Source organism: Streptomyces sp. NPDC051563 (genome assembly GCF_044454225.1).
Taxonomy (GTDB): Bacteria; Actinomycetota; Actinomycetes; order Streptomycetales; family Streptomycetaceae; genus Streptomyces.
The window spans coordinates 76,380-99,132 of the sequence record NZ_JBITDL010000016.1 but is presented as its reverse complement, the minus strand read 5'-3'; the positions used below and the strand labels follow the sequence as shown (position 1 = coordinate 99,132).

Sequence of the window (22,753 nt, the reverse complement as noted above, 5' to 3'; positions counted from 1 at the left end):
TCTCGCATGTGCGGACCGCACGGACGCGGTCGGCGGTTTTCAGCCGTGGTCGCGGTCGCGCAGTTCCCGTCGCAGGATCTTGCCACTGGTCGTCTTCGGAAGGACAGGCAGGATCTCCACCCGGCGCGGGTATTTGTAGGCGGCGAGGCGCTCGGCGCAGTACTCGGAGAGTTCCGCCGGGTCGGCCTCGGCCCCGGGGCGCAGGCTGACGTAGGCCTTCACGCTCTCCCCGCGGTACGGGTCGGGGATGCCGACGACGGCCGCCTCGCGCACGGCGGGGTGCGTGTAGAGCACGTCCTCGACCTCGCGCGGCCAGACCTTGAACCCGGAGGCGTTGATCATGTCCTTCTTGCGGTCGACCACGTAGAGCCAGCCCTCGGGATCCATGAACCCGACGTCTCCGGTGCGCAGTTCGCCGTCCGGGAAGGCCTTGGCGGTATCGGCGGACAGGCCCCAGTAGCCGGGGACGACCTGGGGTCCGCGGACGGCGATCTCCCCGGTCTCGCCGAAGGGGACCTCGGCGCCGTGCCCGTCGAGGATCCGGACGAGGGTGTCGGCGCCGGGCAGGCCCACCGAGAGGGTGCCCGAGGCCGGGTCCACGGGGGCTTCGAGGTGGACGGGTACGGAGGCGCAGGGGGCGGTGCACTCGGTGAGGCCGTAGCCGTTGCGCAGGTAGAAGCCGTAGGCGGTGCGCAGCCGTTCGACCAGGGCGGGCGGCAGCGGGGCGCCGCCGGAGGAGACCACCCGGAACGAGGCGAAGTGGTCCGGGGTGGCCCCCGGGTGGGCGGCGAGCGCCATGAAGGCGGTGGCCGGGCCCACGGTGTAGGCGGGACGGTGTTCGAGGAAGGCGTCGAGGACGGCTCCGGCGTCGAAGCGGTGGGCGAGCACGAGGGTGCCGGCGTTGGTGAAGCAGGCGGCGAGCTCGCACACCATGCCGGTGATGTGGAAGAGCGGGGCGAGCGCGAAGTAGCCGGAGCCCTCGGGGAGGGGGTGGCCGGTCACCTGGCGGACGGCGTTGTGGGTGAGGGCTCCGTGCGGGTTCATGGCGCCCTTGGGGGTGCCGCTCGTGCCGGACGTGTAGCTGATGAGGGCGGTGTCGGCGGCCTCGAGGCCCGGGTCGGGCGGGGCGGGGTGGCCCTGGCGGGCCACGGTGAGGAGGTCGGCGGGGCCCACCCCGCGGGGCCCCGGCGGCCCGTCGGGGACTGCGGTGCCGTCGGCGGTTCCGGCCTCGCCGGCGGTTCCGGTCCAGTCGGCGGTTGCGGTGCCGTCGGCGGTTCCGGCCTCGGCGGAGAGCGGCTCCGCGCGGCGGAGCCCCGTGGGGGCGCTGCCGGGTGCGGGGAAGACCCGGGGGTCGTTGCGAGTCTGGAAGTCCGTGTCGTGCGCGGTCAGGGTGACCCGTACGCCCGTCCCCCGTACCGTCTCGCCCAGGTACGCCTCCCAGGCGCCGGCCTCGCAGACGAGGGCGGTGGCCCCGGAGTCGCGCAGGATGTGGCCGGCCTCGCCGGACTTGTACATCGGGTTGAGCGGGACCACGACCGCTCCGGCCTTCCAGGCGGCCAGGACTGCGAGCACGAAGTGCGGGGTGTTCTGGAGCATGACCGCGACCCGGTCCCCGCGGCGGGTGCCGCGTCCGGCGAGGTGACCGGCGAGGGAGTCGGAGAGCGCGTCGGCCTCGGCGTAGGTGAGGCGGCCGTCGAAGTAGGCGAGGGCGGTACGGCCCGGGGCGCGGGCCACGGCGGCGCGGAACGCGTGCAGCACGCTGGGCGGGGGCGTGATCGGGGCCCGCTGGACCGGGGTGAGCAGACGGAGCCAGGGCTTGGCGGCGTAACGGGAGGGCGGGGCGGGGGCGGAGGGGTCCGCGGTGGACGGCTCCGGGGCCACGGCCGACGGGTCCGGGGCCGCGGCGGATCGGCCCATTGTCGCGGCGGAGGGGTCCGGCGAGGCGGCGGACGGGTCCGGGGTCGCGGCGGACAGGCCCGGAGTTGCGGCGGACGGGTCCGGCGCGGCGGTGGGGGGCGGAGTGTCTGTGGTCACCGGGTCTCCCAGGTGCGCTGGAGGCGGTTCATGCCGCCCAGCCAGCGGTCCGGGTCGGTGGCGCGGGCCGCGTAGAAGTCCGCGACCTCGGGGTGCGGGAGGATCAAGAACCGGCCCTTCTCCATGCCGTCGAACAGGGCGTCCGCAACCGCTTCCGGCTCGATCGCGGTCGGCGCGAGGACCAGCTCGCCCGCCGATCCGGCGGCGGTGAGCATGTCGGTCCGGACCCCCTGCGGGCAGATGGCGTGGACCTGGAGCCCGCGGTGGCGGTAGGTCAGCGAGAGCCATTCCGCGAAGGCGAGCGCGCCGTGCTTGGTGACACTGTACGGGGCCGCTCCGATCATGGTCAGCAGCCCGGCGGCGGAGACGGTGGACACGAACCGGCCGCTCCCGCGCTCGAGCCAGTCGGGCAGCAGCAGCCGGGCGGCACGTACGTGGGCCATGACGTTGGTGTCCCAGGCCGCCTCCCAGACGGCTTCGCCGGCGAAGGCGTCGCCGCCGGAGGCCAGGCCCGCGTTGGCGCAGTAGACGTCCACGGTGCCACCGAGCGCCTCGCGGGCCTGCCCGGCCACGGCCGAGGCGTCTCCGGGCACCGCGACGGCCCGGTCGCCGATCTCCGCCGCGACGGCGGCGGCCTTGGCGGGGTCGAGGTCGTTGACCGCGACGGTCGCCCCCTCGGCGGCGAAGCGGTGGGCGAGGGCGGCTCCGATGCCGCCGCCCGCGCCGGTGACGACGACTCGCTGGTCCTGGAACGCGTTCACGGGTCCGCCCTTCGTGTGGTGGTGCCGGTGCCCGGGTGTCTGCGCCGCCCTGCCGACTGCCGACGCCTGCCGGATCACGGGCAGACTAACCAGTCGGTATGTCCGGGTGGAAGGGTGCGGAGCCCTACTTTGGCGCGATGAGGCTGTCGCGACGCGGGTTGCTGGGTCTGGCCGGGGCGGCGGGCGCCGCGGGCGCCCTGGGGGCGGGAGCCCGGGGGGCGGAAGCCCTGGGAGCGGAAGCCCGGGGCGCGGAGGCGGCCGGCGCCGCCGCCGGGCGGGTGCGGACCGGTTTCGAGCGGCTCGCCGCGGACGGGTACGCCGTCCTGGCCGGTCAGCGGGTCGGGGTGGTCACCAACCCGACGGGGATCACCGAGGACGCCCGCCACCTGGTCGACGTCCTGCACGCGGACCACCGCGTGGACCTGGTCGCGGTGTTCGGCCCCGAGCACGGCTTCCGGGGGACGGCCCAGGCGGGCGGTTCGGAGGGTGCGGGGCGGGATCCGGCGACCGGGCTGCCGGTGTACGACACGTACGACAGGAGCGGGCAGCGGCTCGCGGACGTCTTCACGGCGGCCGGCGTCGACACCGTCGTCTTCGACATCCAGGACGTCGGCGCCCGCTTCTACACCTACATCTGGACCCTCTACGACTGCATGCGCGCGGCCGCCCTCGCCGGCAAGGCGGTGGTGGTGCTGGACCGCCCCAACCCGGTCGGCGGCCGGCGGGCGGCGGGGCCCGTCCTGCAGCGCCCGTACGCGAGCTTCGTGGGCCGGGAGCCGATCGCGCTGGCGCACGGGATGACGGCGGGCGAGCTGGCCGGACTCTTCGCGGGCGAGTTCCTCCGGGAAGCCGGCGCCGCGCCGCGGCTGGAGGTGGTGCGGATGGCCGGCTGGCGGCGGGAGTCCTTCTTCGAGGAGACCGGGCTGCCCTGGGTGCCGCCGAGCCCGAACATGCCGACGCCGGGCACGGCCCTGGCGTACGCCGGGACCTGCCTGTTCGAGGGGACGAACCTGTCCGAGGGGCGCGGCACCACCACCCCCTTCGAGCTGCTCGGCGCGGAGGGCGTGGACCGGCGGTGGGCGGAGGCGGCGAACGCGCTGGAGCTGCCCGGGGTCTGGTTCCGGGAGGCCTATTTCACGCCTTCCTTCTCCAAGTACGCCGGGAAGACCTGCGGCGGGGTCCGGCTGCTCGTCCACGACCGGGAGGCCTTCGATCCGGTGCGGGCCGGGATCGGGCTGCTGGTCACCGCCCGGCGGGTGTGGAGCGGTTTCGCCTGGCGTTCCGACCAGTGGATCGACCGGCTGACGGGCTCGGACCGGGTCCGGCGGATGGTCGACGCGGGGGCGGGCGTCGAGGAGGTCGCGGGCGACTGGGCGGCGGGGCTGGCGGGGTTCGCGGCGGTACGGGAGGAGTACCTGCTGTATCCGTGAACCGGCGGGTGCACAGGGGCTGGCCGGGCGGGCCGTTCCGCAGGATGCTGCGGGCAGGGACACGGCGTGGAGGGGGACGTCATGGTGCACATCGGCGGGGTGGTGCCCGCGGGGGCGACGGGGGCGGCGGCCGGCATCGGGGCCCGCCCGTACGTGGAACTGACCTTCGACGCCCAGGGCGACGCGGGCCCGGGCACCCGGGAGGCGGTCTTCGGGATCGAGGCCACCGACCTGCTGGTCTTCGCCCACGGATGGAATTCCGACCGGTCCACGGCGATCCGGCTCTTCGACCGGTTCTACGCCCCCTTCGCGGATCTGGTGGGTACCGGGGTGCGGCTGGGGTACGTGGGGGTCGTGTGGCCCTCGATCCGGTTCTCCGACGAGCCGATACCCGACTTCGACCCCCGTGGGGCCGTGGGCGGGAGCACGGGCGGGGCCGGGGGTGCGGGCGGCGCCGGGGGTGCGGACGGCGCCGGGGGTACGGGCGGCGCCGGGGAGCCGGGCCACGGGACGGCGCTGGACCCGCTCACCCGGCGGGCCCTGGGCGCGTTCTGGCCGGGCCGGGCCGCGGAGCTGGACCGGATCGCCGAGCTGCTGGAGGAACGGCCCACACAGGAGGGCGACTTCACCGAGTTCGGTGCGCTCGTACGGGAGCTGGCCGGGGTGGACGGGGTGGGTACGGGCGACGATCTGGCGGCGGCCTTCGCCCCGCGCGAGGTGCCGGACTTCCTCAGCGGGGACGTCCTGCGGGTGTGCCGGGAGTTCACCGACGCCCTGGCCGAGGCGGGCGCCACCTTCCCCCGGGACCGGCCGGGCGCCGGGGACTCCCCGCATCACGGGTTCTCGGCGGGCGGCGGCATGCGGACGCTGTGGAACGGCGCCAAGGAGATGCTTCGCCAGGCGACGTACTACCAGATGAAGGCGCGGGCCGGGGTGGTCGGCGAACACGGCCTGGGGCCGCTGCTGGCGGAGCTGGCCGGCCGCCGCCCGGCCCTGCGGGTGCACCTCATCGGCCACAGCTTCGGCGGCCGGGTGGTCTCCTTCGCGCTGCGCGCACTGCCCTCCGGGGCGCGGAACGTGAAGTCCCTGACCGTCCTCCAAGGGGCCTTCTCCCACTACGCGTTCGCCGACAGCCTGCCGCACGACCGGGGGCGCGGCGGAGCCCTGCGCGGGCTGCAGTCCAGGGTCGACGGGCCGCTGACGGCCTGCCACTCCCCCTACGACTCCTCCCTGAAGGTGTTCTATCCGCTGGCCTCCCGGATGGCCGGCGATTCGGCCGGACTCCTCGGTTTCGACGAGCGGTGGGGCGCGATCGGGCACGACGGGGTGCGGGGGGTGCCGGGAGCCCCCCGGCTGACGCTGGACGCGGCGCTGCGCGACGGCCTGCCCGCCGCGGGCTGCGTCAGCGTGGACGCGGGATCCGTGGTCCGGCGCGGCGGGGCCCCGTCGGGGGCGCACAGCGACATCTGCCACGAGGAGCTGGCCCGGCTGGTGGTGGCCGCGGGGCGCATGGGGCGCTGACTTCCGGCCATGTGCCACCCGTACGCCTCGACCGCCCCCGCATGCGCCCGCACAAGTCCGGGCATGTTGGGCACACGGCGCCGGTCCTGTCGGGAACACAGCGCGGCGGGCACGGCGCCCGGTGCTGGGCGCTCGGCGGAGGTGAAGGTGTATGGCGGGATTCCGGAGTCTGGCCCATCAGGTGCGCGACGCGCGCAACGACAGGGCCCTGCGGCGCCACTCGCTGCGCCGCTGCCTGGAGCGGTTCGCCCCGTACGGGCACCGGGCGACCTGGTGGCACCTGTGCGACCGGCACGGGATCGGCCCCGAGGACCGGGCGGCGGACCCCTCGCGGCTGGTGGCCGCGCTGGAGGAGCTGGAGGAGGCGCGGGCGGTCTGGCTGGAGTACGAGCGCCAGTTCGCGGCGCGCCGGCGGCGCGAGAAGCACGACGGGCTGCGACGGCCCGAGTGGGCGTGGAGCGGCAGCGGGGACGCGGTCGTACGGTGTGCCGATCCGGGCGTGCGGCCGCAAGGGGCGCTGGGCGAGGTGCTGAGACGGCTGGTGGAGGCGCTGGAGTCGGAGCCGGGGACCGGGTGTCCGGTGTGCGGTGAGCGGGAGTTGCACTGGCCGGTGCCGATGCCTCCGGCGGTGGCGGCGAAGGCCGTGGCCCGGGCGACGGGCCCCGCCACGGCCGGCGGGCCCGGCGAGCCGGCCAGCGCCCCGCCGCACTCCGGATGGGCGTGGGACGGGCCGGTGTGCGCGGGCTGCGGCATCGTGGTGCCCAGACCGGCGCTCGCGCAAACGGCGCTGCAGGAGGCCGACCTGGCGGGAGCGGCATGAGCCGGGCTGGAGCGGGGCCCGGCGGGGCCGGAGCCGGGGCGGGAGCTGGGGCCGGAGCTGGGGCCGGAGCCCGGGCGGGAGCCGGGACAGGGCCTGGGGCCGGAGCCCGGGCGGAAGCCGGGGCGGAAGCCGGGACAGGGCCCGGGGCCGGAGCCCGGGCGGAAGCCGGGGCGGAAGCCGGGACAGGGCCCGAGGCCGGAGCCCGGGCGGAAGCCGGGGCGGAAGCCGGGACAGGGCCCGAGGCCGGAGCCCGGGCGGAAGCCGGGGCGGAAGCCGGGACAGGGCCCGAGGCCGGAGCCCGGGCGGAAGCCGGGGCGGAAGCCGGGACAGGGCCCGAGGCCGGAGCCCGGGCGGAAGCCGGGGCGGAAGCCGGGACAGGGCCCGGGGCCGGAGCCTGGGTGGGAGCCGGGCCCGTTCTGGTGGTGTCGCTGAACGGGTCACGGGCCGCCGCGGACGGCGTGGCCGTCCCGATGAGCCCCGAGGACCTGGTGGATGCCGCCCGGGCGGCGGTGGCCGCCGGGGGCCGGGAGCTGCTGGTCCACGCGCGCACCCCGTGCGGGCGCGAGAGCCTTTCGCCCCGGGTGGTCGGACCGCTGCTGGAAGCCCTGCGCGACGCGGGCCTCGGCGGCGGCAGCGCAGCCGGGTGCGTGGCTTTGGCCGTGGCCGTGGCCGTGAGCGTGGGGTCCGAGCCGGACCCCGCGGGGCGGACGGCGCGGGTGCGGAGCTGGACGGTGCTGCCCGACCGGGCGGTGGTGCGGTTCGCGGAGCCGGGGGCCCGGGAGCTCGCCGAGGCGCTGCTGGAGCGCGGGGTGGCGGTGGACGCGGAGGTCCCGGTGGGCGGGGATCCCGGTCCGTCGGCGCGGTTCCTCGCCTGGCCGGTACGGGATCCCGCGCGGGTCCGGCTCGTCGCCGAGCTGGCCTCCGCCGACCCGGGGCCGGTCGCGGAGCTGCTGCGCAGGCTGCCGCCGGTGCCGGTGCTGCTGTTCGGGCGGGGAGCGGCGGCCTGGCCGGCGCTGCGGCTGGCCGCGCGGTACGGCACCGGTGCGCGGATCGGCGTAGGAGACGTGCTGCACCTGCCGGACGGGCGGCCGGCGCGGTCGAACGCCGAGCTGGTCGCGGCGGCGGCCGGAGTGCTGGCGGCCGGCGCCGCGACGCTCACAACAGCCGGGAGCCGGTGAGGCGTTCGCCGAAGACGTCGTCCGGGTTGGAGAGCGCGCAGTTCTCCAGGGAGAGGCAGCCGCAGCCGATGCAGTCGGTCAAATGGTCCCGCAGGCGCCCGAGTTGAGCTATCCGCTGATCGAGCTCGGCACGCCAGCTCGCGGAAAGCCGGGCCCAGTCCTCGCGGTTGGGGGTGCGGCCTTCGGGGAGCTGGGCGAGTGCGTCGCGGATGCTGGCGAGCGGGATGCCGACGCGCTGGGCGGCCCGCACGAACGCCACGCGGCGCAGCGCGTCGCGGCTGTAGCGGCGCTGGTTGCCGGAGGTGCGGGTGCTGCTGATCAGCCCCTTGGTCTCGTAGAAGTGCAGCGCCGAGACGGCCGCGCCGCTGCGGGCGGACAGCTGGCCGACGGTGAGCTCGTGGACCTTTTCGGGAATCTGCGGCACACCGCCGAGGGTAATGGGCTGGACCGGGATCCGGGGCCCGGCACCTCATTGACAGATCCACGAGGGTCCCAGCATGCTGAGCAAGCGCTTATTCGCCAGGGAGAGGTACGGGTATGTCCGAGCCGAGGATCTTCACGTCCGCCGAGGAGCTCACTGCCGGGATCGGCGCACCGCTCGGCCCCAGCCAGTGGCTGGAGGTGGACCAGAAGCGGATCGACCTCTTCGCGGACGCCACCGGGGACCACCAGTGGATCCACGTGGACCCGGAGCGGGCGGCGTCCGGACCCTTCGGTTCGACGATCGCGCACGGGTACCTGACGCTGTCGCTGCTGCCGAGCCTGGTGCCGCAGATCATGCAGGTCGAGGGCATGAAGATGGGCATCAACTACGGGGTCAACAAAGTGCGTTTCCCGGCGCCGGTGCCGGTCGGCTCCCGGCTGCGCGCGATCGCGCTGATCACCGAGGTCGTGGAGGCGGGCGGCGGGGTCCAGGTCTCGGCCACGGTGACCGTCGAGCGCGAGGGCGGCGAGAAGCCCGTGTGCGTGGCCGAGTCGGTGTCCCGCTACTACTTCTGACCCGCTACGCCTTCGGACCGGCTCCCGGCCCGCCCGAACCCACCATGCGGAGCACGAGGCCGGCGTAGAGCGCGCCGACCTCGTCGGGCGTGCGGCGGCCGTCCGCGCTGAACCAGCGGGCGACGTCGATGCAGAGCGACAGCACGGCGAGGGTGGTGCCGGGGACGTCCGGGACGAAGAACTCCCCGGTCGCGACGCCGTCGGCGAGGATGCGGCGGATGGCCGCGTCGCTCTGCCGGCGCAGGGCCACGATCTCGGAGCGGTGTTCCGGAGCCAGGGCATCGAGCTCGTACTGGACCACGCGCGCGGTGGTGTGATGGGCCGCGTGCCAGCCCACGAAGGACCGTACGGCCGCGTCGAGCCGCTCGGCGGCGCTGCCGGGGCCGCCGGCCGCGGTGTCCAGGATCTCCAGGGCCTTGTCGTGGCCGATCCGGCTGATCCGGTGGAGCAGTTCTTCCTTGGTCTTGTAGTGGATGTAGAGCGCGGCCGGGCTCATGCCGGCCCGCCCGGCGATGTCCCGCGTGGTGGTGGCGTGGTACCCGCGCTCCGCGAAGGCCTCCACGGCGGCGACGAGCAGCCGCCGCGCGGCGTCGGGGGTGACCTCCGACCACGGCCGGTAGCCACCGGTCTCCTCCACGCTGTCCATCGCTCACTCACCCTCGTCCGCCTGCAGGAATGAACAGCTTACCGGAGGGTGATGAGCAAGCGCTTAGCGATCCTGGGGGGCGGGCTGCTTCGGGACGGCGAAGGGGTCGTAGCCCGTCATGATCTTCTCCATCCGGGCCTGGTCGACCCGGGTGACGATCTGGGTGACCTCCTGGCGGTCGCGGATCACCTTGGCGAGGGTGAAGGCCGAGGTGGTGAGGTAGAGGACCGCGATGCCGAGGAAGGCGCGGACCCAGCCACTCGCCTCCAGGTTGTAGATCCCCAGGGCCACCGCGCCGATCGCGATGCCGAAGGAGGCGACGGCCTGGGCGTAGTAGGCCCCCGTGTTCTGCTGCTTGACCGGTGTCTCGTTCATGGGTCCAGCTTCGGGCGGGCCGGGCCGCGGCACATCCGTGCGCGTACTCACGTACGTACTCAGAGACTTCGGGGCCTCAGAGACTTCGGGGTCTCGGAGACCTCGATGCCTCAGAAGGCCGAAACCCCGGTACGGGCGCGGCCGATGAGGAGCTTCTGGATCTGGCTGGTGCCCTCGTACAGGGTCATCACGCGGGCGTCGCGCAGCAGCTTGCCGGCCGGGTACTCGTCGATGTAGCCGTAACCGCCGTGCACCTGGAGGGCGTTGCTCGCGGCGCGGACCGCGGCCTCGGAGGCGAAGAGCTTCGCGGTGGAGGACTCGGTGGCGAAGGGCAGTCCGCGGTCGATCAGATCGGCGACCCGCCAGGTCAGCAGCCGGGCGGCGTCCACGTCCACGGAGATGTCGGCGATCAGCTCCTGGACGAGCTGGTGGTGCGCGATCGGCTTGCCGAACTGCTCGCGCTGGGCGGCGTAGGAGACGGCCGCGTCCAGCGCGGCCTGGGCGATGCCCACACAGCCCGCGGCCACCGACATCCGGCCCTTGGCGAGGGCCGACATGGCGACGGAGAAGCCCTTGCCCTCGGGGCCGAGCATCGCGGAGGCGGGCACGCGCACGCCGTCGAGGGCCAGTTCGGCGGTGGCCTGGCCGCGCAGGCCCAGCTTGCCGTGGATCTCGCGGCGGGTCAGGCCCGGGGAGTCCGCCGGTACGAGGAACGCGGAGATGCCGCGGTGACCGGGGTCCTCGTTCGTGCGGGCGAAGAGCAGGACCACGTCGGCCCAGGTGCCGTTGGTGATGAACATCTTGCTGCCGCTGATGACGTACGCGTCGCCCTCGCGCCGGGCGCGGGTGGTGAGGGCGGCGGCGTCGGAGCCGGTGCCGGGCTCGGTGAGCCCGAAGCAGCCGAGGGCTTCGCCGGAGCACAGGCGGGGCAGCCAGGCGCGCTTCTGCTCCTCGCTCCCCCAGGCGGCGATCGTCTTGGCGACCAGGCCCAGGGAGACGGAGACGATGCCGCGCACGGCGGAGTCTCCGCGGCCGAGTTCCTCGGTGACGAGGACGTAGGAGAGGTGGTCCCCGCCGGAGCCGCCGTACTCCTCGGGGACGGTCAGGCCGAGGAAGCCGACGGACCCGAGCTTCTTCACGATGGCCCGGTCCACGCTCTCGGCGCGGTCCCACTCGGCGGCGTACGGGGTGATCTCCCGCTCGGTGAACGCGCGGGCGAGATCGCGGACGGCGGACTGCTCCTCGCTGAGCTCCAGATTCACCGGGCACCTCCGGGCGGGACGGGATCGGGTGGGACGAGATCGCACGTTAATTACCACCGCTAGTTTAAATGCGGCAGGCCTTACTATGTGGCGCATGGCCAGACCGCGCAAGCCCCTCCTCAGCAGATCCCGCATCGTCGAGGTGGCCGGCGCCCTGGTGGACGCCGAGGGGCTGGAGGCCGTCTCGACGCGGCGGCTGGCGGCGGCGCTGGGGGTCAGCGGGCCTTCGCTGTACAACCATTTCCGCACGAAGGACGAGATCCTGGACGCGGTCGCGGACGCGGTGAGCGCGCGGGTCGACCTGTCGATGTTCGACGCCGGGGACGGCAGGGAGTGGCAGGTCGCCCTGCGCGACTGGGCACACTCCTACCGGGCCGCCCTGTCCGACCATCCGAACATCGTGCCGGTGCTGGCCCGCGGCCCGGGACGCAGGCCCGCCGGGCTGCGGGTGGCGGACGCCGTCTTCGGGGCGATGACGGCGGCGGGCTGGCCGCCGGCGCAGGCGACCCGGATCGGCGCGCTGATGCGGTACTTCATCCTCGGCTCGGCCGTGGGTTCCTTCGCCCGGGGTTTCGTGGACGACGAGACGGCATACGACCCGTCGGACTACCCCCACCTGGGCCAGGCCCACCTGCTGGCGGAGCGCCAGCACGAGGTGGACGAAGGCGCCTTCGAGACGGGTCTGGCGGCGCTGCTGGACGGACTGGCCCTGCAGTACGCGGCGCTGCGGGAGACCGCCTGACGGGGGGGCCGTACCTGCTGATGAGCGGCGAGCACCCGGTCGGCCTCGCCGTCGTCCGCGGCCTGTCCGGCCCCACGCGCGTGCTCAACAGCTTCTTCGTCGTGCGCGGGGCCCGGAGGTCCGGGATCGGGATGCGTGCCGTTCAGGCAGTGGTGGCCAGGCACCCGGGCTCCTGGGAGGTCGCCTTCCAGGACGCCAACACGGCCGCCGTGCGCTTCTGGCGCCGCGTCGCGACCGAGATCGCGGGCGAGGGGTGGACGGAGGACCGCAGGCCGGTTCCCGGACGGCCCGACCTGCCGCCCGATGTCTGGATCTCCTTCAACGTGCGCGCATGAGAGCGGGCGAGCGTACGGGGGCGGCCGCATGAGCGTGAGCGCATGACCGCGGGCGTCCGCCCGGCGAGCGTCTTCTCGCCGGGCGGACGCGGGCGGATCCTTCGCCGCCCGGCCGACGTTAGAAGATCACCAGCGAGCGGCCGCCCTTGCCCGCCAGCATCGCGTCGAAGGCCGCCGGGATGCCGTCGAGGGTGATGCGGTCGGTGACGAGCGCGCCGAGGTCGAGGCGGCCCGCGCGGACGTGGGCGGCGATCACCGGGAGGTCGCGGGCGGGGTCGCTGTTGCCGTAGACGCAGCCGGTGAGGGTCCGGGCGAAGTGGAAGATCTCCAGGGCGTTGAAGGTGACCTGCTGCTCCTTGCCCCCGATGCCGACGACCGTCGTACGGCCGCCGCGCCGGGTGGACTCCCAGGCGGCGCGGATGCTCGCGGCCCGGCCGGCGCACTCGACGGCCACGTCCGCGCCGTGGCCGCCGGTGAGGGCGCGGATGTCCTTGGCGGTGGTCTCGGAGGCGAGCAGGAACTCCGTGGCTCCGGCCGCCCGGGCCAGCTCCTCCTTGTCCGGGGAGACGTCCACGGCCACGATCGGGCCCGCCATCGCGATCCGGGCCGCCTGGAGGGCGGCCAGACCCACGCCGCCGGCCCCGAAGACGGCCACCGACTCGCCGGGGCGGACCTGGGCGCTGTGGTGGACGGCTCCGTAGCCGGTGAGGACCGCGCAGCCGAGCAGCGCGGCCTCGGCGAGCGGGATCCCGGCGGGGGCGGGCAGCACGCAGTTCGCCGCGACGACCGTCTCCTCGGCGAAGGCGGCCACGTTCAGCCCGGGGTGCAGCTCGGCGCCCAGGGCGTCGTGGGCGTACACGGCGCCGACGCCGGTGAGCGCCTTGGCGCAGAGCCAGACCTCGCCGATCGAGCAGTGGTGGCACTGCCCGCAGGACGGGGCCCAGTTGAGCACCACCCCGTCGCCGGGTGCCACGTGGGTGACGCCTTCGCCCACGGCGAGGACCGTGCCCGCGCCCTCGTGTCCGAGGACGGCCGGTACGGGGACCCGCATGGTGCCGTTGGTGAGGGAGAGGTCGGAGTGGCAGACCCCGGCGGCGGCGAGCCGCACCCGGACCTGGCCGGGGCCCGGCTCGGGCAGCACGATGTCCCGTATCTCCAGCGGGGCTCCGACGGCGGGCAGGATGGCGGCGCGGACCATGATCGTCGTCTCCGTGGGTGCGAGGTGGGTGGGTGGGGCCAGCGGGCGGGCTAGAACTGCAGGGACTTGGTCTGGAGGTACTCGGCGAGGCCGTGCGGGCCCAGCTCGCGTCCCACGCCCGACTTCTTGTACCCGCCGAAGGGCGCGAGCGGGTTGAAGCGGCCGCCGTTGATGTCCACCTGTCCGGTGTCCATCCGGCGGGCGAAGGCCACGGCCGTCGCCTCGTCCGCCGCCCAGACCGCCCCGCCCAGCCCGTAGTCGGTGCCGTTCGCGATGGCCAGGGCCTCGTCCTGGTCCGCGTAGGGGAGGATCGACAGCACGGGGCCGAAGATCTCCTCCTGCGCGATGGTCATGTCGGGCGTGACGTCGGCGAACACGGTCGGGGCGATGAAGTAACCCTGCTCGTACGGCGCTTCGGGCCCGCCCGCGACCAGGCGCGCGCCCTCCTCCACGCCCTGGGCGATGAAGCCGCGGACGCGGTCGCGCTGCTTGGCGCTGACGACCGGGCCGAGGCGGGTGGCCGGGTCGAGGGGGTCGCCGGAGGCGTACTTGGCCGCGGCGGCGGCCGCGAGGGTGACCGCCTCCTCGTACTCGTCCCGGTGGACGAGCATGCGGGTGAGGGCGTTGCAGCTCTGGCCGGCGTTGTTCATGACGTGGCCCACGCCTGCGGAGACGGCCTTGGCGAGGTCGGCGCCGGGCAGGATGACATTGGCCGATTTGCCGCCCAGTTCCAGGGCGACCCGCTTGACGGCGGCACCGGCGGTGGCGCCGATCTGCTTGCCGACGGCGGTGGAACCGGTGAAGGAGACGAGGTCGACCCCCTCGTGCGCGGCCAGGGCCTGGCCGGTGACCGGGCCGGTGCCGGTCACCAGGTTGAAGACCCCGGCGGGGATCCCCGCCTCGTGCACGGCCTCGGCGAAGAGCTGCGCGGTCAGCGGGGTGTCCTCGGCGGGCTTGAGGACGATGGTGCAGCCTGCGGCGAGAGCGGGCGCCACCTTGGCGACGATCTGGTGCAGCGGGTAGTTCCAGGGGGTGATCGCCCCGACGACGCCGACCGGCTCCAGCAGCACGGTCGAGTTCCCGATCCGCTCCTCGAAGGCGTACGAGGCCCCGAGCTCGGCGTACGAGGAGGCCACGGCGATCGGCGCCCCGACGTGGACCATCTCCGAGAACCCGAGCGGAGAGCCCAGCTCGGCGGTGATGGTCTCGGCCATCTCCCCCTTGCGGGCGACCAGCACGTCGCGCAGGGCCCCGATGAGGGCCGCCCGCTCGGCCGGAGCCGTGGCCGCCCAGGCCGGGAAGGCCGCGCGGGCCGCCCGTACGGCCGCGTCCACGTCCTCGGGCGTTCCGGCCGGGACCGAGGCGATGGGCCGCTCGTCGGCCGGGTTCAGGACCTCGATGCGGTCCTGGCCGAGGGCGGCCCGCCACTCGCCGCCGATGTACATCCCGTCATGGGCCTTCATGGCAATCCTCCCGAGCACGCGCGGGCGCGTGGACCTGTAGACCTGTCGGCCTGTCGACCTGCTGTAGAGCTGCTGTGGACCTGGCGTCGCCAACACCCTACAAACTAGCGCCGGTAGTTTTGTGTGCGCCAGGGGCGGACGGGGTCAGATGATGCCGAAAAGCATCCCCGCCGCCAGGACCACCAGGGAGGTCAGGGCCGCCCACTTCACGGTGAACCGGGTGTGGTCGCCGAACTCGACCTTGGCCATGCCCACGAGGACGTAGACGGCCGGAACGAGCGGACTCGACATGTGCAGGGCCTGCCCGACGAGGGAGGCCCGGGCGATTTCGAGCGGGGAGACGCCGTGGGCGGCGCCCGCCTCGGCGAGGACCGGCAGGACGCCGAAGTAGAAGCCGTCGTTGGACATGAAATAGGTGAGGGGAAGGCTGAGCAGGCCGGTGACCAGGGCCATGTGCGGGCCCATGCCCTCCGGGATGGCGCCGACGAGCCAGTCGGCCATGTGCTTGACCATGCCGGTCCCGGTGAGGACCCCGGTGAAGACGGCGGCGGCGAAGACCATGCCGGCGACGTTCAGGACGTTCTCGGCGTGGGCGGCGATCCGGGCCTTCTGGTCCGGCATGTGGGGGAAGTTGACGGTGAGGGCGAGGGCGGCACCGAGGAGGAACAGCACCGGGATCGGGAGCAGTTCCATGATCATGGCGGTGAGCAGCGCGACGGTGAGGCCCGCGTTGAACCAGTAGAGGCGGGGGCGCAGGGTCGGGCGGTGCGGGTCGAGGCCCTGGAAGCCGTCCCCGGCGGGGACATCGCCCTCGGAGGGGACCTGCGGGGCGGGTCCCGTGGACCGGGCGGACGGGATGGACGGGCGGGACGGGGTGGACGGGGTGGAGGCCTCTGGACCGGTGGGCGTACGGGATGCAGCGGAGGCCGCGGACCCCGTGGAGGCCGTACGCGTGCTCCCGGGGGCGGCCGGGCTCGTGACGGCCGCGACCAGGAGGTCCCCGGCCGGCTCATCCGACCGCTCGGGTCCGGCGGGGAGGGTGAGCAGGCCGAGGCGGCGGCGTTCCTTGACGCCGAGGACGTAGGCGAGGGCGAAGACGGAGAGCAGGCCCACCGCGAGCGCGGGGATCATCGGGACGAAGATGTCGGCGGCGTCGAGCTTGAGCGCGGTGGCGGCGCGGGCCGTGGGGCCGCCCCAGGGCAGGGTGTTCATGACCCCGTTGGCGGTGGCGGCCACTCCGGTCATGACCACCAGGCTCATTCCGAGGCGCTTGTAGAGCGGGTACATCGCCGAGACCGTGATCATGAAGGTGGTCGAGCCGTCGCCGTCGAGCGAGACGATGGCGGCGAGGACGGCGGTGCCGACCACGACCCGCATCGGGTCGGCCTTGCAGAAGCGCAGGATGCCGCGGACGATCGGGTCGAAGAGGCCGACGTCGATCATCACGCCGAAGTAGACGATGGCGAACATCAGCATGGCGGCGGTCGGCGCGAGCTTGCCGACCCCGTCGATGACGTAGCCGCCGAGCTGCGCGCCCTGTCCGGCGAACACGCAGAAGAGCGCGGGGATGAGGACGAGCGCCGCGATGGGCGACATTTTCTTCAGCATGATCAGGACCAGGAAGGTCGCGATCATGGCGAAGCCGAGGAAGGTCAGCATGTGGGGGAACCTAGGTGCCCCCTGCTGGCGCCAACAAGACGTCCGGGCGTGAGCAATACGAGCAAAACCCCAGCTCAGGGGATGGGTGTCAGTTCGACGGGGAAGCCGTTGAGCACGGCCGTACCGGAGAGCGGGTCGAGCCGGCTGCCGTCGAGGAGCTGGTTGACGTTGACTCCGGGCGCTGCCGCGGCCACCGACAGGCGGGTGCCGGGCCGGTCGTGGCCCCAGCCGTGCGGAAGGCTCACGACTCCCCTGCGGAGGCTGTCGGTGATCTCCACGGGCACCTCCAGGCTGCCGCCGTCGGCGGTGATCCGGGCCGGGCGGCCGTCGGTGAGGCCGAGCCGTGCGGCGTCGTCCGGATGGACCTGCAGGGTGCAGCGGTTGGAACCCCCGGCGAGGGCCGGGACGTTGTGCAGCCAGCTGTTGTTGGACCGCAGGTGGCGGCGGCCCACGAGGACCAGGGCGGCGGGCCGGTCGGTGAGCGTCGCGCGCAGCCTGGGGAGTTCGGCCGCGATCGGGTCCGGGAGGAGCTCGATCCTGCCGCTGCGCGTCTTCAGCAGGCCGGGGAGCCGGGGGCGCAGGGGGCCCAGGTCGATTCCGTGCGGGTGCGCGAGCAGCCGCTCCAGCCCGAGGCCGGCCGGGGCGGCGGGGACGGTGGGGAGGGCAGGGTCTGTGGGGTCGGCCGGGGCCACCGGGTCGGCCAGGGGGGCCGGGTCGCCCGGGTCGGTGGCGGCTCCGGCGAACCGGTCTCCGTAGGGGCCGAGGCGGAGCATCAGGTCGAGGCGGCGCTCGGGGCCGGTGGCGCCCGCGAGCAGCCCGGCGAGGCGCGCCGGATCCCGGCCGCGCAGGGGGGAGTCGGGGTCGGCGCACTCCCGGGCGAGGGTGGTCCCGATGGCCAGGTCGTCCACGGCGACGGGATCGGTTCCGTGCAGGCCGGAGACGGCGAGGACGAGACGGGCGTGGATCTCGCACTCGTCCATGCGCCCGTCTTCGAGGGGGACGGCGGGCGGCGAGTAGCGGACCTGGTTGTGGACGGCGAAGGTGTTGAAGGCGAAGTCGAAGTGGGCGCTCTGCGAGGGCGGTGCGGGAGGCAGGACCACGTGGGCGTGGCGTGAGGTCTCGTTGAGGTAGGGATCGATGCTGACCATGAAGTCGAGTCCGGCCAGGGCCGCGTCGAGGCGCCGCCCGTCGGGGGCGGACAGCACCGGGTTCGCCGCGATGGAGACGAGGGCCCGGATCCGCCCCTCCCCCGGGGTGTCGATCTCCTCCGCCAGCGCGGACAGCGGGAGTTCGGCCTTGGCCTCGGGGTGGCCGCTGACCCGGCTGTGCCAGCGGCCCAGGCCGAAGCCCTTGCCGGGTCCGGCCGGCCGGGGTGCGCGGTCGGTGGCGGACAGCGGGAACAGGGCTCCGCCCGGCCGGTCCAGATTGCCCGTCAGGACGTTCAGCACGTCGACCAGCCAGCTGGCGAGCGTGCCGTATTCCACGGTGCAGCTGCCGATCCGCCCGTAGACGGCGGCGGTCGGCGCGGCCGCGAGGTCCCGGGCCAGTGCGCGGATCTCCTCGGCCGTGAGGTCGCAGGCGGGGGCGACGGCCTCGGGAGTGAAACTCCCGAGGGCTTCGGCCAGTTCCCCGATGCCCTGCACGTGTTCCGCGAGCACGCCCGGATCGGCCAGTTCCTCGGCGAGCAGGGTGTGGGCCAGGGCGGCGAGCAGCAGCGCGTCGCTGCCGGGGCGCGCCGCGAGGTGGCGGTCGGCGAGTGCGGCGGTCCGGGTGCGGCGCGGGTCGACGACGACGAGGGTGCCGCCCCGGGCGCGCAGCGCCTTGAGCCGGCCGGGGAAGTCGGGGGCGGTGCACAGGGAGCCGTTGGACTCGAGCGGGTTCGCCCCCAGGAGCAGGAGGAAGTCCGTGCGGTCGAGGTCCGGGACGGGGATGGCGAAGGGATCCCCGAAGAGCAGGCCGCTGGAGACGTGCTTGGGCATCTGGTCGAGGGTGCTGGCGGTGAAGAGGTTGCGGGTGCCGAGGGCCTTGAGGAGCAGGGGCGGGTAGAGCTGGCCGGCCATGGTGTGGACGTTCGGGTTGCCGAGGACGACGCCGACGGACTGGGGCCCGTACGCCGCCGCGAGGGCGGGGACGGCGTCGGCGACGGCCTGGAAGGCCTCCTCCCAGGTGGCCTCGCGGAGCCGGCCGTCGCGTCGCACCAGGGGGGTCCGCAGCCGGTCGGGGTCGGCGTCGAGGCCACCGAAGGCGGCGCCCTTGGGGCAGATGAAACCGCGGCTGAACACGTCGTCGCGGTCCCCCCGGGCCCCGGTGACGGTGGTGCCTTCGATGGTCAGCGTGAGCCCGCAAGTGGCTTCGCAGAGGGGGCAGATGCGCAGGGCGGTGCGGGGCATGGGCCCTCCAGGGGCAGCAGGCTGCGGCACGGGCACGCGGCACGGGCACGGGGCACGGGCGCCGGACCCGCGCGGGCGGCACCGAGCATACCGACCGGTAGGCACGGTGGGGAGGTCCCGCGCGGCACGGAATCCCGGAAGGGGGACGGCGCGGGTGCGGTGACGGGTGGCGGACCCGCCGCGATTTCCCCCTCACCGGCCTGCCCGGCCGCCCCGCGCATTCCCGGCGACCCTCCCCTATCCCTACTGTTATCCCAGGTCAGCGGCGCCCATTGGGCCTTCTGCTGACGCAATTCGGCACCCTTGGTCGGGAAAGCACATTGCCCCTGCGGGGAGGGGCGGATTGGATTGCCGAATGACATCCATGCTCGACGGTTGTACGCCCTGGCCCGAGGAATTCGTCGACTACTACTGGGCGTCCGGCCACTGGCGGGGCAACACGCTGGACAACCTGCTGCGCGGCTGGGCCCTCCAGTACGGGCCGCGGACCGCGCTCCTCCACGGCGACACCCGCCTCACGTACGCGGCCCTGAACCGCCGCGCGAGCCGGATGGCCGCCGGGTTCCGGCTGCGCGGCCTGCGGCCCGGGCAGCGGGTCGTGGTCCAGCTGCCCGACGTCCCCGAGCTCGTCGTCAGCGTGTTCGCCCTGATGCGCGCCGGCGTGGTCCCCGTGCTGTGCCCGATCTCGTACCGCGCGCCCGAGGTGTCCCACGTCGTCCAGGTCTCCGAGGCCACCGGCTACATCGGCCCGCCGACGTACCGGGGCTACGACCACACGGCGATGGCCGCCGGCATCGCGGCCCGGGGCCCCTTCCTGCGCCGGGTGTTCACCTTCGAGGCGCCGGGCGCCTCGGACCCGTACGGCGGTTTCACCACCGACCCGTCGGGCTGCCACTACTTCCCGCTGCACTCCCTCGACTCGCCGCCCGAACCGGCGCTCGCGCTGAGCGCGGGGCAGGTGGCGCTCCTCCTGCCTTCGGGCGGTCCCGGCGAGGTGCCCGGGCTGGTTCCGCGGACCCACAACGACTACGCCTACCAGGCGCGGGCCGCGGCCGAGCTGGTGTCGCTCGGCCAGGAAGACGTGTACCTCTCCGCGCTGCCCGCCGACCTCAACCTCGCCTTCGGCGGCCCCGGGATCATCGGCACGCTGACCGTCGGCGGCACCGTCGTCATGGTCGAGGACCAGGACCCCGGCGCCTGCCTGGCGGCCGTCGAGCGCGAGCGGGTCACCGTCGCCGCGCTGACACCGGCCGCGGCCCGGCTCTGGCTCGACGCGCGGGCCGGGGTCGGGGTCGGGGCCGAGTCCGGGGTCGGGGCTGATGTGAGCAGCCTGCGACTCGTACAGATCGGCGGCAGCACCCCGCCCCTGGACCGTGCGACCGCCGAACGGGTGGGCGCCGAGTGGGAGTGCGGCCTCCAGCAGGCCTTCGCCGCGGCCGAGGGGCTGCTCTCCCTCACCCGGCCCGGCGACCCGGACGAGACCGCGCTCACGACGCAGGGCCGTCCGCTCTCCCCCGACGACCAGATCCGCATCGTCGGCGCCGACGGCGAGGAGCTCCCGGCCGGGGAGCCGGGCGAACTCCTGGCCCGCGGCCCCTACACCGTGCGCGGCTACTACCGGGCGTCCGGCCTCGACGCGCGTTCCTTCACCGCCGACGGCTACCTGCGCACCGGCGTCCTCGCGCGGCGCACGCAGGACGGCAACCTGGTGGTGACCGGGCGCGTGGAGGGTGCCGCGTGGCTGCTCGGCCGGCAGGCGTAGCCCCGCCCTGTCAGTCCAGGACGCGCGCGAGGTAGGCGTGCATCATCGCGCGGGTTTCGGCGACGATGCCGGGGTCACCTGCCGGGTCGTTGCGGAAGGCCAGCTGGATCAGGGCGTCGGTGGCCTCGACCGCGACCAGGACGGCCCGTTCCAGGACGGCGTCCGGGGTCAGGGCGAGGTGGCTGCCGAGGAGCTCGGTGAGGCGGACGGCCACCAGGTGGTTGGGGTCGGATGCGGGCCCCTCGGACGGCGGCGCCGGCACCCCGAAGTCGACGAGGGCGAAGCCGGGCACGCTGCGCTTCATGACCAGGTACTCGTCCAGCACCGCGTCGACGACCGGGCGCCAGTCGGTGTCCGGGAGGTCCGCGAGGCGCCGCTCGATGCCGTCGGCGTAGTGGTCGAGGTTGCGGTGGGCCAGCGCGATGGCCATGGCCCGCTTGTTGCCGAAGAACCGGTAGACCGAACCGATCGGCACCCCGGCCCGCTGGGCCACGGCCCGGGTGCTGAGGTTCTCGTACCCGGTTTCGTCGAGGAGTTCCGCACAGGCGTCGAGGATCCGCGCGAGGCGGTCGGCACTGCGCTGCTGGATCGGTGTCCGGCGCAGGGGGTGGGCTGGGGGCACGGGGTCCATCATGCCGCTCCTGGGTCCACGCGTCGGCGGCGGTACCGGTTCGGCCGTCTCAGTTCAGCAGCAGGCTGAGCCCGCCCACCGTGTACGTGATCATCAGCGCGAGCAGCGGCAGTTGCCCGGCCACCGCCTTCGCCGGCGGGAAGAGGCGTACGGAGCGGTCGTGCGCGGCGATCACGCCGAGGACGTGGCCGGTGACGACGGCGATCACCTGGAGGGCCGCGAGACCGCCCGGGCCCAAGGGGGGCAAGGGTTCCGGGGCGTTGTCAGTGCCCACTGCGATGATTACCGTGCGTGGCCCCTCGGTGACCAGGAGGGAGAAGTAGTGGGCGACGAGATAGCCGAGGGCGATCGGCACGAGTGAGTGGGCGAAGGCGGTCAGCGGGCCGGGGTGCGGGCCGCAGACGAGCCGGGTGAGCGCGGCGCAGAGGCAGTAGAGGGCGGCGACCAGGGCGATGGCGCCGACGAGTCCGAGGGTGGCCGCCGCCGTGCGGCCGAGGGGGGAGGTCTGGATCGTGTTGATCCACGCGGGGTTGTCGGAGAAGCCGTCGTAGGCGGTGGATCCGAGCAGGACGCAGACGGTGGCGACGAGTCCGGGCTGCTCGGGCGTCGCGTCGAGTCCGTGGAAGGGGTTGCGCAGGACGAGTCGGCCGTCGCCGCGACGGCCCAGGGGGGAGAGCCGGGCCAGGAGGGCGGAGTACGCCTCGAAGGCGTCTCCGTCGGCGAACCAGCGCTCGCCGTAACGGGCGGCGAACAGCAGCTGGATGGCGGCGTAGCCGGTCAGGGCGATCAGGAGGGTGGGGGTGGCGGCGGGATCGGGAGAGACGAGTTCGAGCCAGGTGAAGCCGAAGAGCCCGACGGCGGCGGGCCATTGCCCGAGCCGGGCGGGGAGCGGGCGGTGGTTTCGGGACTCGGGTCGCGGTGGCCGCGGGGGCTGCGGGCCGGGGAGGTCCGGCACCGGGGCGAGGTGCGGGGCCGGGAGCCGCGGGCTCCGAGGGGAGCACGCGCAGGCGGCTCCGGCGGCAGCCGCGCCTGAGGGGCGGCCCGTACGGAGCTTCCCCGCCGGCAGGGTCAGCAGCCGGTGCAGGGCACGGAGCGGGTTGACGAGGCGCCAGACGGGGCCGAAGAGGAGGGAGGCGGGGACGAGGCCGACCCAGAGCAGGACGTAGACGGCGCCGGGAGCGGGGTTGCGGGCGGGGTCGTCGGGGCCGAGGAGGAGGTACAGGAGGACGGCGAGCGCGGCCGCGAGGCCGAGCCCGCGCAGGACGGTGCGGGTCGCCGGCGCGTCGGCCACCCGCTGGAACCCCGCGGGCAGGGCCAGGCCGGAGCGGTCGCCGCGGAAGCGGGAGGCGGACCAGAGGAGACCCAGCGCGAGGAAGGAGACGAAGAGCGCGGTGAAGGCACCGGCGAAGGCGTAGAAGGGGGAGATCGGCAGATCGTGCTGCGATCCGATCCCGTGCGCGAGCACGGTGAGGGGATCGCCCGACTGAAGAACCACCCCCTGCCCGCCCCCGCCACCGAGCACCCCGTACGGGACGCCCCCCGGCCCG

General features: G+C 74.4%; 19 protein-coding genes and 1 pseudogene. 8 read left to right on the top strand and 12 right to left on the bottom strand.

The genetic code is table 11. The annotated features are described in order from the left end of the window. Positions 1-39: 39 nt before the first annotated feature. Together ACIA8F_RS20375 and ACIA8F_RS20370 are read right to left on the bottom strand one after the other, a co-directional pair. Positions 40-1,917 carry a class I adenylate-forming enzyme family protein gene (locus tag ACIA8F_RS20375; protein WP_399380696.1) on the bottom strand — a complete coding sequence of 626 codons (1,878 nt, stop codon included), beginning with the start codon at positions 1,915-1,917 and terminating at the stop codon, positions 40-42. Positions 1,918-2,030: 113 nt separating this feature from the next. Then, on the bottom strand, positions 2,031-2,795 hold the full coding sequence (locus ACIA8F_RS20370) for an SDR family oxidoreductase (RefSeq protein ID WP_399380520.1): 765 nt from the start codon (positions 2,793-2,795) through the stop codon (positions 2,031-2,033). Between the two features lie 137 nt (positions 2,796-2,932). On the opposite strand from ACIA8F_RS20370, the gene ACIA8F_RS20365 reads away from it, so the two are divergent. From ACIA8F_RS20365 to ACIA8F_RS20350, 4 genes are all read left to right on the top strand, one after another. Continuing rightward, the gene (locus ACIA8F_RS20365) at positions 2,933-4,225 is read left to right on the top strand and encodes an exo-beta-N-acetylmuramidase NamZ domain-containing protein (RefSeq protein ID WP_399380518.1); all 1,293 of its coding nucleotides are present in this window, start codon (positions 2,933-2,935) and stop codon (positions 4,223-4,225) included. A 66-nt stretch (positions 4,226-4,291) separates the two neighbouring features. Then, a complete protein-coding gene (locus ACIA8F_RS20360) occupies positions 4,292-5,746 on the top strand; it encodes a serine-threonine protein kinase (protein ID WP_399380517.1) in 1,455 nt (484 codons plus the stop codon). A gap of 151 nt (positions 5,747-5,897) precedes the next feature. Next, the gene (locus ACIA8F_RS20355; RefSeq protein ID WP_399380515.1) at positions 5,898-6,566 is read left to right on the top strand and encodes a hypothetical protein; all 669 of its coding nucleotides are present in this window, start codon (positions 5,898-5,900) and stop codon (positions 6,564-6,566) included. Positions 6,567-6,964: 398 nt separating this feature from the next. Next, on the top strand, positions 6,965-7,744 hold the full coding sequence (locus ACIA8F_RS20350; protein ID WP_399380513.1) for a 3-keto-5-aminohexanoate cleavage protein: 780 nt from the start codon (positions 6,965-6,967) through the stop codon (positions 7,742-7,744). Here the strand turns inward: ACIA8F_RS20350 and soxR are convergent. Beyond that, positions 7,722-8,168: a redox-sensitive transcriptional activator SoxR gene (soxR, locus tag ACIA8F_RS20345; RefSeq protein ID WP_399380511.1), complete on the bottom strand. Its 447-nt coding sequence runs from the start codon at positions 8,166-8,168 to the stop codon at positions 7,722-7,724. The genes ACIA8F_RS20350 and soxR overlap by 23 nt on opposite strands. Positions 8,169-8,281: 113 nt before the next feature. Between soxR and ACIA8F_RS20340 the strand changes: the two genes are divergently transcribed. Further along, positions 8,282-8,743 carry a MaoC family dehydratase gene (locus ACIA8F_RS20340; protein WP_399380509.1) on the top strand — a complete coding sequence of 154 codons (462 nt, stop codon included), beginning with the start codon at positions 8,282-8,284 and terminating at the stop codon, positions 8,741-8,743. A 4-nt stretch (positions 8,744-8,747) separates the two neighbouring features. Here ACIA8F_RS20340 and ACIA8F_RS20335 read toward each other — a convergent pair whose 3' ends face one another. The 3 genes from ACIA8F_RS20335 to ACIA8F_RS20325 form a co-directional block, all read right to left on the bottom strand. Next, a complete protein-coding gene (locus ACIA8F_RS20335; protein WP_399380507.1) occupies positions 8,748-9,389 on the bottom strand; it encodes a TetR/AcrR family transcriptional regulator in 642 nt (213 codons plus the stop codon). A gap of 63 nt (positions 9,390-9,452) precedes the next feature. Beyond that, the gene (locus ACIA8F_RS20330) at positions 9,453-9,764 is read right to left on the bottom strand and encodes a YiaA/YiaB family inner membrane protein (protein WP_399380506.1); all 312 of its coding nucleotides are present in this window, start codon (positions 9,762-9,764) and stop codon (positions 9,453-9,455) included. A 110-nt stretch (positions 9,765-9,874) separates the two neighbouring features. Next, positions 9,875-11,026, bottom strand: a complete 1,152-nt coding sequence (locus ACIA8F_RS20325) for an acyl-CoA dehydrogenase family protein (RefSeq protein WP_399380504.1) — start codon at positions 11,024-11,026, stop codon at positions 9,875-9,877. 85 nt (positions 11,027-11,111) lie between these two features. Between ACIA8F_RS20325 and ACIA8F_RS20320 the strand changes: the two genes are divergently transcribed. Continuing rightward, positions 11,112-11,768, top strand: coding sequence for a TetR/AcrR family transcriptional regulator (locus tag ACIA8F_RS20320; protein ID WP_399380502.1), 657 nt, complete (start codon positions 11,112-11,114; stop codon positions 11,766-11,768). A gap of 8 nt (positions 11,769-11,776) precedes the next feature. Next, positions 11,777-12,103: pseudogene (locus tag ACIA8F_RS20315) on the top strand (GNAT family N-acetyltransferase); the annotation flags it as partial. Between the two features lie 118 nt (positions 12,104-12,221). Here ACIA8F_RS20315 and ACIA8F_RS20310 read toward each other — a convergent pair. The 4 genes from ACIA8F_RS20310 to ACIA8F_RS20295 form a co-directional block, all read right to left on the bottom strand. Next, positions 12,222-13,301, bottom strand: coding sequence for a Zn-dependent alcohol dehydrogenase (locus ACIA8F_RS20310; protein ID WP_399380501.1), 1,080 nt, complete (start codon positions 13,299-13,301; stop codon positions 12,222-12,224). A gap of 50 nt (positions 13,302-13,351) precedes the next feature. Then, positions 13,352-14,764 carry an aldehyde dehydrogenase family protein gene (locus tag ACIA8F_RS20305; RefSeq protein ID WP_399380499.1) on the bottom strand — a complete coding sequence of 471 codons (1,413 nt, stop codon included), beginning with the start codon at positions 14,762-14,764 and terminating at the stop codon, positions 13,352-13,354. Positions 14,765-14,908: 144 nt separating this feature from the next. Next, positions 14,909-16,423, bottom strand: a complete 1,515-nt coding sequence (locus tag ACIA8F_RS20300) for a citrate:proton symporter (protein ID WP_399380497.1) — start codon at positions 16,421-16,423, stop codon at positions 14,909-14,911. Between the two features lie 74 nt (positions 16,424-16,497). Next, complete coding sequence (locus ACIA8F_RS20295; RefSeq protein WP_399380496.1) at positions 16,498-18,813, bottom strand: molybdopterin oxidoreductase family protein; 2,316 nt, start codon at positions 18,811-18,813, stop codon at positions 16,498-16,500. 355 nt (positions 18,814-19,168) lie between these two features. On the opposite strand from ACIA8F_RS20295, the gene ACIA8F_RS20290 reads away from it, so the two are divergent. Beyond that, positions 19,169-20,575, top strand: a complete 1,407-nt coding sequence (locus ACIA8F_RS20290; protein WP_399380494.1) for an AMP-binding protein — start codon at positions 19,169-19,171, stop codon at positions 20,573-20,575. Positions 20,576-20,585: 10 nt separating this feature from the next. On the opposite strand, the gene ACIA8F_RS20285 is transcribed toward ACIA8F_RS20290, so the two are convergent. Continuing rightward, positions 20,586-21,206, bottom strand: coding sequence for a TetR family transcriptional regulator (locus ACIA8F_RS20285; protein ID WP_399380694.1), 621 nt, complete (start codon positions 21,204-21,206; stop codon positions 20,586-20,588). Between the two features lie 49 nt (positions 21,207-21,255). Further along, the gene (locus ACIA8F_RS20280) at positions 21,256-22,701 is read right to left on the bottom strand and encodes a hypothetical protein (protein WP_399380493.1); all 1,446 of its coding nucleotides are present in this window, start codon (positions 22,699-22,701) and stop codon (positions 21,256-21,258) included. Positions 22,702-22,753: the final 52 nt, after the last annotated feature.

Bases quoted from the DNA above. Each gene is read 5' to 3' on its own strand.
- ACIA8F_RS20300 (WP_399380497.1), bottom strand. From the start codon at position 16,423: ATGCTGACCTTCCTCGGCTTCGCCATGATCGCGACCTTCCTGGTCCTG.
- ACIA8F_RS20320 (WP_399380502.1), top strand. From the start codon at position 11,112: ATGTGGCGCATGGCCAGACCGCGCAAGCCCCTCCTCAGCAGATCCCGC.
- ACIA8F_RS20295 (WP_399380496.1), bottom strand. From the start codon at position 18,813: ATGCCCCGCACCGCCCTGCGCATCTGCCCCCTCTGCGAAGCCACTTGC.
- ACIA8F_RS20365 (WP_399380518.1), top strand. From the start codon at position 2,933: ATGAGGCTGTCGCGACGCGGGTTGCTGGGTCTGGCCGGGGCGGCGGGC.
- ACIA8F_RS20340 (WP_399380509.1), top strand. From the start codon at position 8,282: ATGTCCGAGCCGAGGATCTTCACGTCCGCCGAGGAGCTCACTGCCGGG.
- ACIA8F_RS20375 (WP_399380696.1), bottom strand. From the start codon at position 1,917: ATGGGCCGATCCGCCGCGGCCCCGGACCCGTCGGCCGTGGCCCCGGAG.
- ACIA8F_RS20355 (WP_399380515.1), top strand. From the start codon at position 5,898: ATGGCGGGATTCCGGAGTCTGGCCCATCAGGTGCGCGACGCGCGCAAC.
- ACIA8F_RS20310 (WP_399380501.1), bottom strand. From the start codon at position 13,301: ATGGTCCGCGCCGCCATCCTGCCCGCCGTCGGAGCCCCGCTGGAGATA.
- ACIA8F_RS20330 (WP_399380506.1), bottom strand. From the start codon at position 9,764: ATGAACGAGACACCGGTCAAGCAGCAGAACACGGGGGCCTACTACGCC.
- ACIA8F_RS20285 (WP_399380694.1), bottom strand. From the start codon at position 21,206: ATGGACCCCGTGCCCCCAGCCCACCCCCTGCGCCGGACACCGATCCAG.
- ACIA8F_RS20305 (WP_399380499.1), bottom strand. From the start codon at position 14,764: ATGAAGGCCCATGACGGGATGTACATCGGCGGCGAGTGGCGGGCCGCC.
- ACIA8F_RS20290 (WP_399380494.1), top strand. From the start codon at position 19,169: ATGACATCCATGCTCGACGGTTGTACGCCCTGGCCCGAGGAATTCGTC.
- ACIA8F_RS20335 (WP_399380507.1), bottom strand. From the start codon at position 9,389: ATGGACAGCGTGGAGGAGACCGGTGGCTACCGGCCGTGGTCGGAGGTC.